Origin of the sequence: Massilia sp. PAMC28688 (assembly GCF_019443445.1) — a bacterium.
Taxonomy (GTDB): Bacteria; Pseudomonadota; Gammaproteobacteria; order Burkholderiales; family Burkholderiaceae_D; genus Telluria_A.
In genome coordinates this window covers 853,149-872,304 of the sequence record NZ_CP080378.1, presented here as the reverse complement: position 1 = coordinate 872,304, position 19,156 = coordinate 853,149, and the positions used below count along the sequence as shown (strand labels likewise).

Annotated in this window: 17 protein-coding genes; 8 read left to right on the top strand and 9 right to left on the bottom strand. The window is 63.2% G+C overall.

Features of this window, described 5'->3' with window-relative positions:
- The first annotated feature begins 46 nt into the window (after positions 1-46).
- Positions 47-1,300: a D-amino acid dehydrogenase gene (locus tag KY495_RS03805; RefSeq protein ID WP_219884072.1), complete on the top strand. Its 1,254-nt coding sequence runs from the start codon at positions 47-49 to the stop codon at positions 1,298-1,300.
- 6 nt (positions 1,301-1,306) lie between these two features.
- Here the strand turns inward: KY495_RS03805 and yacG are convergent, their stop codons facing one another.
- The 7 genes from yacG to KY495_RS03770 all read right to left on the bottom strand — a co-directional run bounded on the left by yacG (position 1,307) and on the right by KY495_RS03770 (position 8,367).
- On the bottom strand, positions 1,307-1,492 hold the full coding sequence (gene yacG / locus KY495_RS03800) for a DNA gyrase inhibitor YacG (protein WP_219882430.1): 186 nt from the start codon (positions 1,490-1,492) through the stop codon (positions 1,307-1,309).
- Between the two features lie 10 nt (positions 1,493-1,502).
- Complete coding sequence (zapD, locus tag KY495_RS03795; RefSeq protein ID WP_219882429.1) at positions 1,503-2,258, bottom strand: cell division protein ZapD; 756 nt, start codon at positions 2,256-2,258, stop codon at positions 1,503-1,505.
- Positions 2,259-2,322: 64 nt separating this feature from the next.
- The gene (gene coaE, locus KY495_RS03790; RefSeq protein ID WP_219882428.1) at positions 2,323-2,967 is read right to left on the bottom strand and encodes a dephospho-CoA kinase; all 645 of its coding nucleotides are present in this window, start codon (positions 2,965-2,967) and stop codon (positions 2,323-2,325) included.
- Between the two features lie 2 nt (positions 2,968-2,969).
- A complete protein-coding gene (locus KY495_RS03785) occupies positions 2,970-3,836 on the bottom strand; it encodes an A24 family peptidase (protein WP_219882427.1) in 867 nt (288 codons plus the stop codon).
- Positions 3,837-3,936: 100 nt separating this feature from the next.
- Positions 3,937-5,163: a type II secretion system F family protein gene (locus tag KY495_RS03780; protein WP_219882426.1), complete on the bottom strand. Its 1,227-nt coding sequence runs from the start codon at positions 5,161-5,163 to the stop codon at positions 3,937-3,939.
- Positions 5,164-5,170: 7 nt separating this feature from the next.
- Positions 5,171-6,859: a type IV-A pilus assembly ATPase PilB gene (gene pilB, locus KY495_RS03775; protein WP_229518491.1), complete on the bottom strand. Its 1,689-nt coding sequence runs from the start codon at positions 6,857-6,859 to the stop codon at positions 5,171-5,173.
- 224 nt (positions 6,860-7,083) lie between these two features.
- Positions 7,084-8,367, bottom strand: a complete 1,284-nt coding sequence (locus KY495_RS03770) for an HlyC/CorC family transporter (protein ID WP_219882424.1) — start codon at positions 8,365-8,367, stop codon at positions 7,084-7,086.
- Positions 8,368-8,736: 369 nt separating this feature from the next.
- Here KY495_RS03770 and KY495_RS03765 point away from each other — a divergent pair, with 369 nt between their 5' ends.
- Positions 8,737-10,431: a methyl-accepting chemotaxis protein gene (locus tag KY495_RS03765; protein WP_219882423.1), complete on the top strand. Its 1,695-nt coding sequence runs from the start codon at positions 8,737-8,739 to the stop codon at positions 10,429-10,431.
- 105 nt (positions 10,432-10,536) lie between these two features.
- Positions 10,537-10,899, top strand: a complete 363-nt coding sequence (locus KY495_RS03760; protein WP_219882422.1) for a hypothetical protein — start codon at positions 10,537-10,539, stop codon at positions 10,897-10,899.
- Between the two features lie 5 nt (positions 10,900-10,904).
- On the opposite strand, the gene KY495_RS03755 is transcribed toward KY495_RS03760, so the two are convergent.
- Complete coding sequence (locus KY495_RS03755; protein ID WP_219882421.1) at positions 10,905-11,465, bottom strand: ATP-dependent Clp protease proteolytic subunit; 561 nt, start codon at positions 11,463-11,465, stop codon at positions 10,905-10,907.
- Between the two features lie 49 nt (positions 11,466-11,514).
- The gene (uraH, locus tag KY495_RS03750; protein ID WP_219882420.1) at positions 11,515-11,868 is read right to left on the bottom strand and encodes a hydroxyisourate hydrolase; all 354 of its coding nucleotides are present in this window, start codon (positions 11,866-11,868) and stop codon (positions 11,515-11,517) included.
- A gap of 103 nt (positions 11,869-11,971) precedes the next feature.
- On the opposite strand from uraH, the gene puuE reads away from it, so the two are divergent.
- The 5 genes from puuE (at position 11,972) to guaD (ending at position 19,152) form a co-directional block, all read left to right on the top strand.
- Positions 11,972-12,934 (top strand): allantoinase PuuE, encoded by a 963-nt coding sequence (puuE, locus tag KY495_RS03745; RefSeq protein ID WP_219882419.1) that lies wholly within the window; start codon positions 11,972-11,974, stop codon positions 12,932-12,934.
- Between the two features lie 79 nt (positions 12,935-13,013).
- On the top strand, positions 13,014-14,477 hold the full coding sequence (xdhA, locus tag KY495_RS03740; RefSeq protein WP_219882418.1) for a xanthine dehydrogenase small subunit: 1,464 nt from the start codon (positions 13,014-13,016) through the stop codon (positions 14,475-14,477).
- 10 nt (positions 14,478-14,487) lie between these two features.
- Entirely contained in the window at positions 14,488-16,827 is a 2,340-nt protein-coding gene (xdhB, locus tag KY495_RS03735; protein ID WP_219882417.1) for a xanthine dehydrogenase molybdopterin binding subunit, read from the top strand.
- Positions 16,827-17,822 (top strand): xanthine dehydrogenase accessory protein XdhC, encoded by a 996-nt coding sequence (gene xdhC / locus KY495_RS03730; protein WP_219882416.1) that lies wholly within the window; start codon positions 16,827-16,829, stop codon positions 17,820-17,822. The genes xdhB and xdhC overlap by 1 nt, the downstream gene beginning before the upstream one ends.
- Positions 17,823-17,835: 13 nt before the next feature.
- On the top strand, positions 17,836-19,152 hold the full coding sequence (guaD, locus tag KY495_RS03725; RefSeq protein WP_219882415.1) for a guanine deaminase: 1,317 nt from the start codon (positions 17,836-17,838) through the stop codon (positions 19,150-19,152).
- The last annotated feature ends 4 nt before the right edge of the window (positions 19,153-19,156 follow it).

Genomic DNA, 19,156 nt, shown 5'->3' with positions numbered 1-19,156 from the left:
CGGTGGCCCCGTGCCGCCGCTGTTTGTCGTCAATGAAAGCCGTACCGTGAAAATCATCGTCCTTGGCAGTGGCGTCATCGGCACCACGTCCGCCTATTTCCTGGCCCGGGCCGGGCACGAAGTGACCGTCGTCGAACGCCAGAGCGGGGCCGGGATGGAAACCAGTTTTGCCAACGCCGGCGAGATTTCGCCGGGCATGGCCGCGCCGTGGGCGGCGCCCGGCATTCCCCTGCGCGCCCTCAAGTGGCTGGCCATGCGGGACGGCCCGCTGGTGGTGCGCGCCCGGTTTGACCCCACGATGTGGCGCTGGATGCGGCAGATGCTCGCCAACTGCAACGTGGCGCGCTACGAAGTGAACAAGGCACGCATGGTGCGCCTGGCTGAATACAGCCGCGATTGCCTGGTGCAGCTGCGCGCCGACACCGGCATCGCCTACGATGAACGCAGCCGCGGCACGCTGCAGGTGTTCCGCGACCAGCGCCAGGTCGATGAGGCCGCGCATGACGTGGCGGTGCTGGAGCGCTACGGCGTGCCCTACGCGCTGCTTGATCCGGCCGCCTGCGAGCAGGTGGAGCCGGCGCTGGCGCGCGTGCGCGGGCGCATCGTGGGCGGCCTGCGCCTGCCGGGCGACGAAACGGGCGACTGCTTCAAGTTCACCCAGGCGCTCGCCGCCATGGCGCAGCAGGAGGGCGTGCAGTTCCGCCAGGGCGTGGACATTCGCGGCCTGCAGGCGGCGGGTGGCGCCATCACGGGCGTAATGACGAGCGAAGGGGAAATGACGGCCGACGCCTACGTCATGGCCATGGGCAGCTATTCACCGCTGCTACTGAAGCCGCTGGGCGTGCAGATTCCCGTGTTTCCCGTCAAGGGCTACTCCATCACCATGCCGATCAAGGATGCCGGCGGCGCCCCCGAGTCGACCGTGATGGACGAAACCTTCAAGGTCGGCATCACGCGCCTGGGCGAGCGGATCCGGGTGGGCGGCACGGCCGAACTGGCCGGCTACGACCTGCGCCTGCGCCAGGAGCGCCGGGCGCCGCTGGTACGGGCGGTCACCGACCTGTTCCCGCATGGCGGCGACCTGGCGCAGGCTTCCTTCTGGTGCGGCCTGCGGCCCATGACGCCGGACGGCACGCCGGTGATCGGCGCCACGCCCTATCGCAACCTGTATCTCAATACCGGTCACGGCACGCTGGGATGGACCATGTCGTGCGGCTCGGCGCGCGTGCTGGCGGATCTGGTGAGCGGCAAGCAGCCGGACATCAGCCTGGACGGCCTGACCCTCGCCCGCTACGCCTGACGGGCCTTACTGCGGCTGGTTCTCGTCGTCCAGCAGGGGATCGGATGGCGCGGCGGCCGGGATGGTGTATTTTTCCTCGGCCCAGGCACCCAGGTCGATCTGCTTGCAGCGGTTGGAACAGAAGGGACGGTATTTGTTGGCCTCGGTCCATTCCACTTTGGCGGAACAGGTAGGGCAATTTACGACTGGCATGGCAAGGGACTCAAAAGTTGCACAGCGTGAGTTCGAACGGCACGTCGCCTTCGAGCGGCTTGGGTTTGAGGTCGCCGCCCTGGCTGGTGAAGCGTACCCACAGCATGTATTTGTTGGCTGAAATTTCCGGGATGGCGCCCAGCGTTTCGTCCAGGGTCAGGCGCAGCATCTGGTACACCTTCCCCTGCAACATCTGCTGATAGCTGCCGGCGATGGCGATCATCTTAACAGGCCCGCCGGAGTCGCGCAGCAGGCGCAGGACCAGGGACAGGGCATCGAACAGGGGCGCCAGCGGCGCAAACCAGGCCATGATGTCGGCGTAGCGCTGCTCGGCCGGGCGCTGTTGCCACGCAAAATAGGACGGCAGGTCAAAGTCGCAGGCCCCGCCCGGGATGATGGTGCGGCCGCGGATGCTCATGAGCCACTCGTTGTCGCGCACGTTCTGCCCGGTCTTGCCCTGGGCGCCCACCAGGGCGGTGCTGACGGTTTCCAGTTCGCCCAGCACGGCATCGAGCATGTCGGCGGCCACGTTGGGATTGGAGCGGTAGCTCAGCAGGCTTTGCTTCTGGCGCTCCAGTTCCTGCAGCAGGTCCGATTTGAGATCGGCCCGGCCCGCCACTTCCAGCATGTCGAAGATGGTGGCCAGCGCGACGTGGTGTTGCATCGCATGTTCTTGTTGAACAAAGAACTTGAATTTGTCATACAGGTCTTCCAGCCGCAACAACGTGCGAATGCGCTCGTTGAAAGGGTATTCGTAGACGATCAAAATGACATCCCTTTACTTGTTGGCCAGTGGTCAATCACGTGATTCTGAACCAATAGGAGCAAAATTACAAACGCTCTACGGGCAATCGTGACATTCTTTCGGAAAAGGCCAGGTATTGGGCGTGCAGACGGGTGATCTGGGGTTCCAGCAGTGCCTTGGCGCCATTGTTCGTAATGACGTCGTCGGCGGCGGCCAGGCGTTCCTGGCGCGTGACCTGGGTGGCCATGATGGCGCGCACTTGTTCTTCTGTTAAGCCATTGCGTGTCATGACACGGGCGACCTGCACCGCTTCGTCGCAATCGATGGCCAGCACGCGGGTGACGCGCTGGCGCCAGGTGCCGGACTCGATCAGCAGCGGCACCACGAAGATGACGTAGCTGCCGCTGGCAATGGCGGCCTGGGCCAGCGCGGCGTCGCGGATGCGGGGGTGCAAAATGGCTTCGAGCCGGGCCTTGGCGCCGGGGTCGGAAAACACCAGGGCGCGCATGCGCGGCCGGTTGAGCGCGCCTTCAGGGGTGAGGAACTCGCGGCCGAATTCGCTGTCGATGGCGGCCATGGCGGCGCCGCCGGGCGCGGTGAGGGCGTGTGCAATCTCGTCGGTATCGACCAGGGTGGCGCCCAGCGCGCCAAACATATTGGCCACGGTGGTCTTGCCGCAGCCAATGCCGCCGGTTAAGCCGACGCTGAAACGGGGCCGGGCGCTGTCCATGCTCAGGGCTGGACGATGCCCAGCATGCTGCTGGACAGTTCCGGTCCGAACAGCATGGCCAGCATGCCGGCACCGGCCAGGTAGGGGCCAAACGGGATCTTGGTCTCGCGGCTCTTGCCGCCCAGGAGCATCATGGCGATGCCGACCACGGCGCCCACCACCGACGAGAGCACGATGATGGCCGGCAGCAGTTGCCAGCCCATCCAGGCGCCCAGCGCGGCCAGCAGCTTGAAGTCGCCATTGCCCATGCCATCCATCTTCTTCCACAGCTTGAACAGTTCATTGACCGACCATAGCACCATGTAGCCGGCGACGGCGCCGATGACGGCGTCGCGCAGCGAGGCAAAGGTGCCGTTCAGGTTGATGAGCAGGCCCAGCCACAAGAGGGGATAGACCAGGTCGTCCGGCAGGAACTGGGTGTCGAAGTCGATCAGCGTCAGCGCCAGCAGGATCAGGCCGAAGGCCATGACGGCCATGCCGGCCCAGCCGCTGCCGAATTGCCACACCAGCAAGCCGGACAGGATGGCGGAAATCAGTTCCACGGCCGGATAGCGGGCCGAGATGGGGGCCTTGCAGCTGCTGCACTTGCCGCGCAAGACCAGCCAGCTAATCACGGGAATGTTTTCCAGCGCCGTGATCTGGTGGCCGCACTTGGGGCAGCACGACCGCGGACCCCACAGGCTGAAGGCATCCGTGTGGGGCGGCTCCTTGCCACAGTTTTCGGCGCAGGCGTTGTCGAATTCGCGCTGCATCATCTTGGGCATGCGGTAGATCACCACATTGAGGAAGCTGCCGATCAACAGACCCAGCAGGGCCGCGGCCAGGGCCGGCATGAGCGCGCCAGGCGCTGCAAAAAGTAGTGTTTCCATAAGCTGTCACTTGACGTTGGGAGGGCTGCACAGCAGCAAGCGCGCCTGGGCGCCATGAAAAACCGGCACGGCAGCCTTGCGCCGCCGTGCTGTTACACGCTTATACCACTGCACCGAGCTTGAAGATCGGCAGGTACATGGCCACCACCAGGCCGCCGATGAGGATACCGAGAATGGCCATGATGGCCGGTTCCATCAGCGCGGCCAGGTTGCCGACCGCTTCGTCCACTTCATCTTCAAAGAAGCCGGCGACCTTGCCCAGCATGGCGTCGAGCGCGCCCGATTCTTCGCCGATGGCGACCATCTGGGTGACGATCGGCGGGAACACGTTCGAGTTCTGCATGGCCATGGTCAGGCTGGTACCGGTACTGACTTCATTCTGGATTTTCTTGGTCGCGTCCAGGTACAGGGCATTGCCGGCGGCGCCGCCCACCGAGTCGAGCGCTTCCACCAGCGGCACGCCGGCGGCAAACATGGTGGCCAGGGTGCGCGTCCAGCGCGCAATGGCGGCCTTGCGGATCACCGAGCCGAATACGGGCGCTTTGAGCAGCAGCAAGTCCATGCGGCGCTGCATGGCCAGCGAGCGCTTCCAGCTCTGGAGGAAGAAGTAGATCGCCGCCGCAATGCCGGGGAAGATGATATAGGCATAGCTGACCACAAAATCGGACATGGCCATCACCACCAGGGTTGGCCCTGGAAGGTCGGCACCAAAACTTTCAAACACCGATTTAAAGGCCGGCACCACCCAGATCATGATCACGGCGGTCACGACAAAGGCGATGCCCAGGATCGAGACCGGATACATGAGCGCCGACTTGATCTTTTTCTTGATCGCCAGCGTCTTTTCCTTGTACACGGCCAGGCGCGTGAGCAAGTCTTCCAGGATACCGGCCTGTTCGCCCGCGCCCACCAGGTTGCAGAACAGGGCATCGAAGTACAGCGGATACTTGCGGAATGCATTGTTCAGGCTGGTGCCGGTCTCGATATCGGCGCGCAGGTCCGCAATGAGCTTGGCCATGGAGGGATTGGAATGGCCCTTGCCCACGATGTCGAATGATTGCAGCAGCGGTACACCGGCCTTCATCATGGTGGCCAGCTGGCGGGTAAACAGCGACACATCCTTGTCGGTGATCTTTTTCCCGCCGCGCATCACCTTTTTCTTGACCTTGGTGACCAGGACCCCCTGGCGGCGCAGCGTCACGTTCACGATGGCTTCGCCACCAGCGCGGATCTCGCCCCGCACGATTTTGCCGGACTTGTCCTTGCCTTCCCAGGCATAGATATGTTCCTTGACGGCGGCGATGCCTTTGGATGTTGCAGTAGCCATAATTTTCCTATTCGTTGGTGCAGCCAAGCACTTCTTCCAGGCTGGTCAGCCCTTGCTTGACTTTCATCAGGCCGGAGCGGCGCAGGGATTTCACGCCTTCCCGTTCTGATTGTTCGGCAATCTCCATTGAGTTGCCGTGAGCCAGAATGATTTTTTCAATGGCCGGGGTGATCGGCATGATCTGGTAGATACCCACCCGGCCCTTGTAGCCGCCGCCGAGGCAGCGCTCGCAGCCCACCGGTCCATAGGGTTTCCAGCCGCCCTCCAGTTCATCTTCCTTGAAACCGGCCGCCAGCAAGATTTCGCGCGAAGTCTCGACCGGCTTCTTGCAGGTGCACAGGCGGCGCGCCAGGCGCTGGGCGGTAATCATGATCACCGACGAGGCGATATTGAAAGGGGCCACGCCCATGTTCATCAGGCGCGTCAATGTCGACGGCGCATCGTTGGTGTGCAGGGTCGAGAACACCATGTGACCCGTTTGCGCAGCCTTGATGGCGATGTCGGCCGTTTCCAGGTCGCGGATCTCGCCGACCATGATGATGTCCGGGTCCTGGCGCAGGAAGGACTTGAGCGCCACCGGGAAAGTCAGGCCCGCGCGGTCATTCACGTTCACCTGGTTCACGCCCGGCAGGTTGATCTCGGCCGGGTCTTCCGCGGTAGAGATATTGATGCCGGGCTTGTTGATCACATTCAGGCAGGTATACAGCGACACGGTCTTGCCGGAACCGGTCGGGCCGGTCACCAGCACCATGCCGTAGGGACGCTGGATGGCGTCAAGCAGCAATTCCTTCTGGTCCGGATCGTAGCCGAGGGCATCGATACCCATCTGGGCCTGGGTCGCGTCCAGGATACGCATGACGGTCTTTTCGCCGAACAGGGTGGGCAAGGTGCTGACCCGGAAGTCGATCGCCTTGACCGGCGAGAGCACCAGGCGCATGCGCCCGTCCTGCGGCACGCGCTTTTCTGAAATGTCGAGCTTGGACAAGACCTTGATGCGCGAGACCAGCTTTTCCTTGATGGTGATGGGCGGCTGGGCATGTTCACGCAGTACGCCGTCAACCCGCAGGCGGATCCGGTAAAACTTTTCAAACGGCTCGAAGTGGATGTCGGAGGCGCCCAGGTTGATCGCATCCATCAGGATCTTGTTGAGGAACTTGACGATCGGCGCGTCTTCGATCTCGTTCTGGGCCGCGTCGAGCACCGAGGCCGGGCCCGATTCTTCGGCAAACGTGATCTCTTCATCGTCGCCCACCATGTCGGTGATGGTCTGCTCGGCGGTCTTGCTCAGGCTGTTGAGCCAGGACACCAGGGTGTCGTGGGCCACGATCACCGGTTCGACCTGGGCTTCGCTCTGGAACTTGATCTGGTCCAGCGCCTGCGTATTGGTGGGGTCGGAAATGGCCACCGACATCTTGTTGCCGCGCTTGGCCAGGGCGATCACGCGCTGCGCCTGCATCAGCTTGTTGTCGATGGCCCCTTGCGGTAGCGAGTCCTGGCCAAAGGTGGCCAGGTCCATCAGGGGATAGCCAAACGTCTCGGCGCAAAACGCAGCCAGCGACTTGGCATCGATGGCGCCGCCGGAAATCAAGGCGTCGATAAACTGGATCTTTTCTACCGCTGCCTTCTTTTGCAGCGCATCAGCCTGGGCCATGGAAAGGCGGCCCGCCTGCATGAGCGCGCGTGCCAGCCCGGACATGGGTGCACCGGTTGCTGGGTTTGGAAGGACTGCTGCCATAAGTGGATGCGTAGTAAAAAAACAGGAAACAGCGAAGGCGCCGCCCAGCGCTGACTGGAACGGGGAACTGCCTTGGATCATGCCCCGGAGCATCAAATTTGTAAAGGGTTTACCGTTTGCAGTGGGGTCTTCTTACCACGTAGTCAAGATGGCACCACCTGTTGCTTTGCTTGCTCTATATAGCTTTATGCAAAGAGGCGCGTGCTCGGACGGATCAGTTTGGCGACCTTGATGGCCTGGTTTTTTACCTGGATAACTTCAATGATGACGTCCCCGATTTTGAGGCCGACCGGCGACTCGGGAATATCCTGGAGTTGTTCGAGCATCAAGCCATTGAGGGTCTTCGGACCGTCCACGGGGAAATGCAGACCGAGACGTTTGTTGATATCGCGCAGGGCCGTTGTGCCTTCCAGCAGACACTCGCCCCGCTTGTCCCAGTCGAAGACTTCACTGCGTGCAGCGCCGGGGACCGATGTCGTAAATTCACCGATCATTTCTTCGATGATATCGTCGAGCGTGACCAGGCCTTGCACTTCGCCATATTCGTCGACGATGATGCCGAGCCGCTCCTTGTTCTCCTGAAAATACTGAAGCTGGGTGAAGACCCGGGTGTCCTGGGGAATATAGTAAGGCGTTGTGAGCAGGTCGCGGAAGTGCTGCACCGTCAAGTCTTCTTCTTCGTTGAGCAGGGCGATGGCGTGGCGCACGTGCAGGATGCCGAGGATCTGGTTGATCTCGCCTTCATACACGGGCAGCTTGTTGTGATAGCAGGTGGTGAGCTGGGCCTTGATCTCGGCCACCGGCACGGCCAGGTTGAGCGCTTCGATCTGGGCGCGCGGCGTCATGATGTCGTCAACCGAAATGGTTTCCAGATCAAACAGGTTGAGCAGGATGCTCTTGTGCTTTTGCGGGATGAAATTACCGCCTTCGAGCACGATTGAGCGCAATTCTTCGGGCGAGACCCGGTGCTGGGCCGCCTGCGGCCGCACCGCGGCCAGTTTCAGTACCAGCTGAACCAGTTGATTGACAAACCATACCAGGGGCATGGCCAGCGCCATCAGGGGTTTGAGCACGGTGGCGGCGGCCAGCGAAATATTTTCCGGGTAGCGCGCGCCGACGAACTTTGGCGAGATCTCGGCAAACACGATCAGCACAAAGGCGAGCAGGGCGATGGCAATGAAGATGGCGCTGTAATCATAGCCAAAGAACATGATGGCGATGGCCGTCGCCAGGGCCGTGGCCAGGGCATTGATGAGGGTGTTGGCAATGAGGATCAGCGACAGCAGGCTGTCGGTGCGCTCCAGCAGCCACAGGGTCGTCATTGCGCCGCGGTGGCCGCGCTTGGCGTAGCTGCGCAGGCGATGCCGGCTGGCCGCCATCAGGGCCGTCTCGGCCATCGCGAAAAATGCGGAACAGGAAATCAGGAAGATGAGTGCGCAAACTAGCACCCAAAGGGGCACGGTATCCAAGGCTCACCGTAAAGAAACGTGCGTGGGAAACTGGACGGCGGTAGAGCGGCCGGACCAGAACGAAACGGCGCGCCAGGGGCGGCCGCAGAGCTGACAATTTTAAGACAAGCACATGCAACGTGCAAGTTGCTGCCGAATGGCAACGCTGCATGCCTGGTAGCGCGCAGGGGCCGGCGCCACGCTGGGCTGGAATCTGCCACGTAAGCGGCCTTGGCAAGCGTAAAGCTGAACAAACCTTCCCGGCCATAAAATTCTTTCAAGCAATTGTCTCATCTACGCTACCGCGCGACACAATTTTTGCGGCGTGCACTCCGGGTCCGCTGCATAATCAAATGCATCTGTCGCCGGACGACTACTTGAGAGATATTGATGAACTTGTCGAACTTGAAGATTGGTACCCGCATGTACCTCGGTTATGGTGCCGTGGTCCTGATCCTGATTATCCTGGTGAGCGTGGCCTACAATAATTTTGCCAGGCTCAGTCGCGCCAACGACATCAATGTCCATACCTACCAGGTCATGGCGCAGGTGAAGGGGGCGCTGGAGTCGCTGCTGAACATTGAAACGGGCCAGCGCGGCTTTGCCCTGACGGGCGATCCTGCTTCGCTGGAGCCGTACAACAATGGCAAGAATGCCTTCCAGGGCTACCTGAAAGGGGCAACCCAGCTCACTGCCGACAATCCCCGGCAGCAGGAACGCCTGCAGCAGCTGGGCCGCGAGCAGGAGGCATGGATCAGGGACGCGATCGACCCGGTGATCGCCCTGCGGCGCGAAGCGGGCGACGGAGATGTGGCGCCGGTGCTGGCGCTGGTCAGGGAAGGCAAGGGCAAGCGCGGCATGGATGCCATGCGCATGCACATCGACGCCATCATTGGCGCGGAAACCAGCCTGCTGTCCCAGCGCAGGGCCGAGGCTGCTGCCCTGCAGGCGCAGACTTCCGGCATGCTGATCGGCGGCGGCATCATTGCCACGCTGCTGGCCGCCCTGATCGCCTTCTGGCAATCGCGCAATATCACGGTGCCGCTGCGGCGCGCCGTGGACCTGGCGCAGCAAGTGGCCAAGGGGGACTTGCGCACCGTGGTCACCATCGATTCGCGCGACGAGATGGGCGAACTGCTCACCGCGCTCGACAGCATGAATACCTCGCTCGCACGGATTGTTGCCCAAGTGCGCACCGGGACCGACACCATCGCCACCGCTTCCTCCGAAATCATGTCCGGCAATATGGACTTGTCGGCGCGCACCGAGCAGCAGGCCAGTTCGCTGGAAGAAACCGCCTCCTCGATGGAAGAATTGACCTCCACCGTCAAGCAGAATGCCGACAATGCGCGCCAGGCCAACCAGCTGGCCACTTCCGCCTCCGAAGTGGCCGTGCGCGGCGGGACGGCCGTGACGGAAGTGGTCCAGACCATGGGCGCCATCAACGACTCGGCGCGCAAGATTGTCGACATCATCGGCGTTATCGATGGGATTGCCTTTCAGACCAATATCCTGGCGCTCAACGCGGCCGTAGAAGCGGCCCGGGCCGGCGAACAGGGACGCGGCTTTGCCGTGGTGGCATCGGAAGTGCGCAGCCTGGCCCAGCGCTCGGCGGGCGCGGCCAAGGAAATCAAGACCCTGATCGACGATTCGGTCGAGAAGGTGACCCTTGGTTCCCGCCTGGCGGACCAGGCTGGCGTGACGATGGAAGAGGTGGTGAGCAGTGTGCGCCGCGTGAACGACATCATCAGTGAAATTGCCAGTGCCAGCGACGAGCAGCAGGCGGGCATCGAGCAGGTCAACCAGGCCATTAACCAGATGGATGAAGTGACCCAGCAAAATGCGGCGCTGGTGGAAGAGGCGGCTGCGGCATCGTCCTCCATGCAGGACCAGGCGCTGGCACTGGCCCAGGTGGTGAGCGTCTTCCAGGTCAATGAGAGCGGGCAGCCTGCCGCCGCGGTGCGCGCCGCGCCTGTGCCGGCAGCGGCGCCGATGGCCCGTGCGGCCACCCGTGCGCCTGCCAGGCTGCCAAAGCCGAGGGCGGCCGCCAGGGCGCAGGCCAGCGAGGACTGGGAAGAATTCTGACTGCCGCTCCAGGGGCGGGGCAGGGCGCGCACGTTTGACGCCCTGCCTTGATAATTTGCGAACTTGCTGCAATATGGAAGCTTCAACATCGAACGGAGCTTACCTATGACTACAATTTCCTTGCACGGACGTGTACCCGTCAAGGCAAGCGCTCGCCGCGCCTTGCCGGCCCTGGTGTCGGTTCTCGATCCTGACGCTGACGATGTCATCACCATCGACAAGGACGTGTTGACGGTGAATATCGGCAGCTGCGACGTACCGGCCGGCTTTCATGCCACGGCGTGCAAGGCGATTGCCGATTTTTGCGAGAAGCATGCGGCCCAGGGCGCCATCTTCGACTATGACGGCAGTGCCCTGGTGGTGGGGCCGTCGGCCCGGGCAAAAAAGGATGCCCATGCCGCTTACCTGATCTCGCGCATCGAAGCATTGACGGCGGAACTCAAAGGCCTGATGAGCAGGCCCGACTGAATCGTCTAGCCGTTCCACCAGTGGGACGTTTCGCCCATTTCCGGCAGCCGCGCCTGCTTCGCTTCATGGATGATGCCGGCCGCGACGGCCTGGCCCGCATCGTAGATGCGCGCATTGCCGAACAGGTGGGTGCGGATATCGTCGCTAACCCCGGCCGCGCGGGTGGCGTCTTCAAAGATGGTGGCATAGCGCTCGGCATCGAAGTCCAGGCAATCGCGCCACTCGCTCACGCGCGAATGGTCGGCTGCCACCAGGGCGCCAAAGCCCCAGTGCAGGGGGTGAACCAGGAAGCGCGTGCCGGGACAGGCATAGCGTTTTTGCCCGGCCAGGAAAATCACCACGCCCACCGATTCCACGCTGCCCACATTAAATGTCGTCAGCGGCAGCGGCAGCGATTTAAGGAAAAAATACAGCGCAAAGCCGGCGGTCATATTGCCGCCCTCGGTCGACATGTGCAGTTCGATCGAGGTGGCGCCGCTTTGCAGCGCCTGCAGGCACAGGTTGCGCACCGTGCAGGCGGAGGCATGATTGATCGGTCCGATGAAGTGAACGATGTGCAATGACATAATGTCTCCCGATTTTCTTTCGGGGAAGCATATCAGTTTTCCCGAAACATCAGCTTCCGCGGTAGGTTGCGTACGACCAGGGGGTGACCACCAGTGGCACATGGTAATTCTGGTCTTCGTGCGCAATGCCGAATGCGATGGTGACCACGTCCACGAAGCGCGGTTCCGGCATGGCCACGCCCTGGCTGGCAAAGTAGTCGCCGGCGGCGAACACCAGCTCGTAGCGGCCTTCCAGCATGGCGTCGCCTTCGAGCAGGGGCGTGCTGCAGCGGCCGTCGTCATTGGTGGTGTCGGCCTTGATCAGCCTGCGTTGTTCCCCCTGTACGGCGTACAAGGCAATGGCGACACCGGCGCCCGGCTTGCCCTGGGTGGTGTCGAGAACGTGCGTAGTCAGTTTTCCCATGGTAGTCCTATATTGGCAAAGTGATGTGCTTATGTAGCGAATCATATACCCTTGTTCTGCCGGCAATATATGATGGGCGATATACCGACATCCCCGATCGACAATGAACAGCTATCAACATTATCCGCGTGACCTGGTCGGCTACGGCAGCACCCCGCCGCACGCCCAGTGGCCGGGCGGCGCGCGCGTGGCCCTGCAATTCGTGCTCAACTACGAAGAGGGGGCGGAGAACAATGTGCTGCACGGTGATCCGGCCTCGGAAACGTTCCTGTCGGAGATCATCGGCGCGGGCGCCTTTGCGGCCCGGCACATGAGCATGGAATCCATATACGAATATGGTTCGCGCGCCGGTCTATGGCGGCTGCTGCGCATGTTCGAGGACCGCAAGCTGCCGCTGACCATTTTTGGCGTGTCCATGGCGCTCAAGCGGCATCCGGAAGCGGTGGCCGCCTTCCGCCAGCTCGGCCACGAGATTGCCTGCCATGGCCTCAAGTGGATCTCGTACCAGAATGTGGACGAGGCGACCGAGCGCGCCCACATGGCCGAAGCCGTGCAGATCATCCGCGAGATGACGGGAGAGGCGCCGCGCGGCTGGTACACGGGGCGCGATTCGCCCAATACGCGGCGCCTGGTGGTGGAGCATGGCGGCTTTGAATACGATGCCGATTATTATGGCGACGACCTGCCGTTCTGGCAGAGCGTGGAACACCGCAATGCAGACGGACAGCTGGCCGTCACACCCCAGCTGATCGTGCCGTACACGCTCGACACCAACGACATGCGTTTCGCAGCACTGCAGGGTTTTAATTCCGGCACCCAGTTCTTTGATTATCTGAAGGATGCCTTCGATGTCCTGTATACAGAGGGTGATCCGCAAGGGCTGAACCGGCCCAAGATGCTCTCCATCGGCCTGCATTGCCGGATCGTTGGGCGTCCCGCGCGCGCCGCGGCCCTGGCGCGTTTCCTGGACTACGTGCAGTCGCACGAGAAAGTATGGATCACGCGCCGCATCGATATTGCGCGGCACTGGAAAGCAACACATCCGTTCACTATTGATAATGCTTGATAACTGACATCAGCGAAAACCTATATTGAAGGGGGCCTGCGGTGCTAACCTTGTAGGCTGGGATAAAGCCGAGGCAATAATGTCACAACCGATTCGTTTCTACTATCAGGGCGCCGTGCGCGAGGTCACTTCCGCTGCGCCCACGCAGACCGTGCTCCAGCACCTGCGTGAAGACCTGCATTGCACCGGCACCAAGGAAGGCTGCGCCGAGGGCGACTGCGGCGCCTGCACGGTCGTCATCGGTTCCCTGCAGGATGGCCAGGTTGAACTCAAGGCCGTCAATTCCTGCATCCAGCTCACCCCCACCCTCGACGGCAAGGCCCTGTTCACCGTGGAAGACCTGCAGCAGGCCGATGGCACGCTGCATCCGGTGCAGCAGGCCATGGTGGAATGCCACGGTTCCCAGTGCGGCTTTTGCACGCCCGGTTTCGTCATGTCCCTGTGGGGCATGTATCTCAAGCAAGAAGGCAGGCCAAGCCGCTGCCAGGTCGATGATGCGCTCTCCGGCAATCTGTGCCGCTGCACCGGCTACCGTCCCATCATCGATGCCGCCATGCGCATGGGCGAACTGCCGCGCGTGGAATTTGACCGCGAGGCGCTGGCCGCTGCACTCCTGCCCCTGCAGTGCGGCGCCATGGCCACTTACAGCGCGGCGGGCCGCCACTTCCACGCGCCCCGCACGCTCGACGAACTGCTGGCCGTGCGCGCGCAGTATCCGGCCGCCACGCTGCTGGCCGGTTCCACCGACATTGGCCTGTGGGTGACCAAGCAGATGCGCGAGCTGGGCGACATCATTTATCTTGCCCATGTGGCCGAACTGAAAAGCGTCACCAGCGCGGACGGGATGCTGCACATTGGTGCCGGCGTCACGCTGGAAGACGCCTACCGCGCACTGGCCGAACACTATCCGCAGCAGTTGACCGAGATGTGGCAGCGCTTTGCATCGCTGCCGATCCGCAATGCCGGCACCCTGGGCGGCAATGTCGCCAACGGCTCGCCCATCGGCGACTCCATGCCCTGGCTGATCGCGCTGGGCGCCCAGGTGGTACTGCGTTCGGCCGCCGGCGAGCGCGTGCTGCCGCTGGAAGAGCTGTACCTCGCCTACCAGAAAAAGGACATGCAGCCGGACGAGATCGTGGCCTCAGTGCGCGTGCCACTCCCGCGCGCAGATGTCGTGTTCAGGACCTACAAGCTGGCCAAGCGCTTTGACCAGGATATCTCTGCCGTGTGCGCGGCGTTCGCTTTTTCCCTGGACGGTGGCATCGTCACTGGCGCGCGCATCGCCTTCGGCGGCATGGCGGCCACCCCCAAGCGTGCAGCCGCAGCTGAAGCCTCCTTGAATGGCAAACCCTGGACCGAGGCGAACCTGCTTGCCGCCATGGCGCTGCTCGCCACCGATTACGCGCCACTGTCGGACATGCGCGCCTCCAGTGCCTACCGCATGAAAGCTGCCCAGAACCTGCTCAAGCGCTTCTGGTACGAGACACGCCAGGACGCGCCGCTGGCGGCAAATGCCGTCAACGCCTTTGCCCTGCGCGCGTAAGGAGAACACCATGAATGACGCAGGCATCCCCGTCACCAACGCCGCCGCATGGACGGCCGTTGGCACACCGCGCGCGCACGAATCGGCCACGCTGCACGTGCTGGGCCAGGCTACCTATACCGACGACATCCCGGAAGTGCAGGGCACCCTGCACGCGGCGCTTGGCCTGTCGAGCAAGGCGCACGCCAGAATCACCGGCATCGACCTGGCCGCCGTGCGCGCCAGCGCGGGCGTGGTGGCCGTACTGACGGTGGACGACATCCCCGGCACCAATGACTGCGGCCCGATCATCCACGACGATCCCATTCTCGCCGACGGCCTGGTGATGTACATCGGCCAGCCCATCTTTATTGTGGTGGCCGATTCGCACGACAATGCGCGCCGCGCCGCGCGCCTTGGCAAGGTCACCTATGAAGAGTTGCCCGCCATTCTCACGCCGCAGGCCGCCCGCGCCGCGCAATCGTACGTGCTGCCGCCCATGCGCCTTGAGCGGGGCGATTACCAGGCCGCGTTCGAGCAGGCGCCGCACTCGGTCAAGGGCGAACTGTATGTGGGCGGCCAGGAGCAGTTTTACCTGGAAGGGCAAATCTCGTACGCCATTCCCAACGAAGACCGCGGCATGCTGGTGCTGTGCTCGACCCAGCATCCGAGCGAAATGCAGCACGTGGTCGCGCATGCGCTGGGCGTGCACTCGCATAACATCGTGGTGGAATGCCGCCGCATGGGCGGTGGCTTTGGCGGCAAGGAGTCGCAGTCGGCCCTGTGGGCGGCCGCGTCCAGCATTGCCGCCGCGCACCTGCGCCGGCCGGTCAAGCTGCGCGCCGACCGCGATGACGACATGCTCGTCACCGGCAAGCGCCACTGCTTCCATTACGAATATGAAGTGGGCTACGACGAGACCGGCAAGATCGTCGCCGCCAAAGTGGACATGGTCACGCGAGCCGGCTATTCGGCCGACCTGTCGGGCCCCGTTGCCACGCGCGCGGTCTGCCACTTTGACAATACCTACTACCTGTCCGATGTGGATATCCGCGCCGCCTGCGGCAAGACCAACACCCAGTCCAATACCGCCTTCCGTGGCTTTGGCGGACCGCAGGGCGCCATCGCCATCGAATACGTCATCGATGAAATCGCCCGCAACCTGGGCCGCGATGCGCTCGATATCCGGCGCCTTAATTTTTACGGCCGCGACGAGCGCAACGTCACGCCTTATGGCCAGGTCATCGTGGACAACGTCATCCACGAGCTGACGGCGCAGCTGGAACAGACCAGCGAATACCGCGCGCGCCGCGCCGCCATCGCGGCCTACAACGCTGGCAGTCCGGTGCTCAAGAAAGGGCTGGCGCTCACGCCCGTCAAATTCGGCATTGCCTTTAACGTCACCCACCTGAACCAGGCGGGCGCACTGGTGCACGTGTACGTGGATGGCTCCATTCTGGTCAACCACGGCGGCACCGAGATGGGGCAGGGCATCAACACCAAGGTCATGCAGGTGGTCGCGCATGAACTGGGCGTGGACATGGCCCATGTACGCGCCACCGCCACCAATACCAGCAAGGTATCCAATACCTCGGCCACTGCCGCTTCCACTGGTGCAGACCTGAATGGCAAGGCGGCGCAGGATGCGGCGCGCCAGATCCGCGAGCGCCTGACCGCCTACGCCGTCAAGCTGTATGGAGGCGACGAAGCCGCCGTGCGCTTTGCCGCCGACACCGTGTTCGTCAACGGGCACGAAGTGCCGTTCCCGGTGCTGGTGCAGAAAGCTTACCTGGCGCGCGTGCAGTTGTGGTCCGACGGCTTTTATGCCACGCCCAATTTGCACTGGGACCCCAAGACCATGAACGGTCATCCGTTTTCCTACTACGCGTATGGCGCGGCGGTGGCGGAAGTGGTGGTCGACACCCTGACCGGTGAATGGAAGCTGCTGCGCGCCGACGCGCTGTACGACGCAGGCAAGTCGCTCAATCCCGCCATCGATATCGGGCAGGTGGAAGGCGCCTTCATCCAGGGCATGGGCTGGCTCACGACGGAAGAATTGTGGTGGAACCCGGCCGGCAAGCTGATGACGCATGCGCCATCGACTTACAAGATCCCGGGCGTGTCGGACTGCCCGGAAGACTTCCGCGTGCGCCTTTTCAACAACAGCAATGTCGAAGACAGCATCCACCGCTCCAAGGCCGTGGGCGAGCCGCCGCTGCTGCTGCCGTTTTCAGTCTTCTTTGCCATTCGCGATGCGGTGTCCAGCGTCGGCAATCATACGGTCAACCCGCCGCTGAACGCGCCGGCCACCAGCGAAGCAATCCTTGACGCCATTGCCGCTGTCGAGGCGGCCATGACACAGGCGGCGTGATGGATCCCCGCGCAAGCGCCGTCCTGGTGACGGTGGCAAAAGTGGAAGGCTCCGGTCCGCGCGAGGCGGGCGCGCGCATGCTGGTCGGCGCCGGCACGCTGGCCGATACCATCGGCGGCGGCCACCTGGAGCTGCGTGCCATCGATATCGCTCGTGCCATGCTGGACGAAGGGCGCCAGCGCCATCTGGAACGGTTCGCACTTGGTCCCAGCCTTGGCCAGTGCTGTGGCGGCGTGGTGCATCTCGCATTCGAGCGCGTCGATACGGCTTACATGGATCTTTTGGAAGGCCTCCGCCAGCGCGATACGTGGCGCCTGGTGGCGCTCGACGGCGCCCCCGGGCGCGCGCTGTTTGACGAGGCAGCGATGCAGCTGGCAGGCGATGCCGCCCCCCTGTTCGCACGCGAGCGCGGAACGCACGTCATGCAGGAACAGGATGGCCGCCGCTGGCTGGTCGATCTGGTTGCTGCGCCCAGGGCCCACCTGGTACTGTTTGGCGCCGGCCACGTGGGCGCGGCCATCGTGCGCGCGCTGGCGCACCTGCCATGCAGCGTCACCTGGGTCGACGAGCGGGACGACATGTTTCCGCGCGAGGTACCACCCAACGTGACGGTGGAGGCAAGCGACACCCCGGAAGCGGTGGTGGCGCAGGCGCCCGCCAACGCCAGCTATCTGGTCATGACGCACAGCCACGCGCTTGACCAGCGCCTGACCCAGGCCATCATGGAACGCGATGATGTGCTCTGGTTTGGCCTGATTGGCTCGCTCACCAAGCGGCGCCAGTTCGAGCACCGGCTGCGCGAGCGCGGCGTGGCTGCGCAGCGCATTGCCGCCATGGTCTGCCCCATCGGCCTGCCCGGCATCAGCGGCAAGGAGCCGGCCGTGATCGCCGCCGCCGTGTCGGCGCAGCTGCTCATGGTGTGGGAGCAGGCCAGCAAGGCAGAGCACACCATCCCTACATTGAAGCTGGTCGCGCATGCGCGCGGCCGGCCGTAACACGAAAGCATTCATGTCAACAGCACCTCACAACGTGCAAGCTTACCGGGCCAGCTTGCTGCACTTTCACGCCGATCCCGCTTTCACCAGCGACGCCGCGCACTGGCACGAAGATGGCCTGCTGCTTGTCGAAGACGGCAAGGTCAAGGCGGCCGGCGACTACGCCGCGCTGGCAGCGTCGCTCGACCCGGCGCTCGCCATCCACGATTACCGTGGCAAGGTGATCATGCCGGGCTTTATCGACACCCACCTGCATTTTCCGCAGACCGACATGATCGCCTCGCCGGCCCCGGGCCTGCTGCCGTGGCTGGAGACCTATACCTTTCCCACCGAGCGCCAGTTCAGCGATCCGGAGCATGCGCGCGAAGTCGCCGAATTCTTTCTTGACCAGCTGCTGCGCTGCGGGACCACCACCGCCATGGTCTACTGCACCGTGCACCGCGAGTCGGTGGATGCCTTCTTTGAAGCGAGCCAGGCGCGCAACCTGCGCATGGCAGCCGGCAAGATCCTGATGGATCGCCATTGTCCGGACTTCTTGTGCGATACGGCCGAAGGGGGCGTGCGCGACAGCGAGGCGCTGATCCGCAAGTGGCACAACAAGGGCCGCAACATGTACGCCATCACGCCGCGCTTCGCGCCCACCTCCACCGAGGCGCAGCTGCGTCTGACGGGCGAGCTGGCGGCGGCCTATCCCGACACCTTCATCCAGACCCACGTGTCGGAAAACCCGGACGAATGCGCATGGGTGAAAACACTCTATCCCAAGGCGCGCAGCTACCTGGACGTGTATGACAGCTTTGGCCTGATGCGCCCGCGCGCCGTGTATGGACACTGCATCTGGCTGGATAAAGAGGACTTTGCGCGCATGGCCGAATCGGGCGCCGCCGCCGCGATCTGCCCCACCTCCAACCTGTTCCTGGGCAGCGGCCTGTTTGACTTCGAGCAGGCCGACGCGGCGCGTGTATCGCTGTCGCTGGCGACCGACGTCGGCGCCGGCACCTCGTTCTCGATGTTGCAAACGATGAATGAAGCCTATAAAGTAGCACGCTTGAAAGGCAGCTACCTGCCCGCCGTGCGCATGTTTTACCTGGCCACGCTGGGCGCTGCACGCAGCATGCAACTGGAAGGCACCATCGGCAGTTTTGTGCCGGGGGCCGAAGCAGATTTCATCGTGCTCGATCCGCAGTCGACGCCCCTGCTGGCGCGCCGCACGGAAAAGTGCACCAATCTGGAGGAGCTGCTGTTTGCGCTGGCGCTGCTGGGGGACGACCGCGCCATCGCTGCCACCTATGCCTGCGGGCGCCAGGTCCACCAGCGCCAGGGGTCGTAAATCG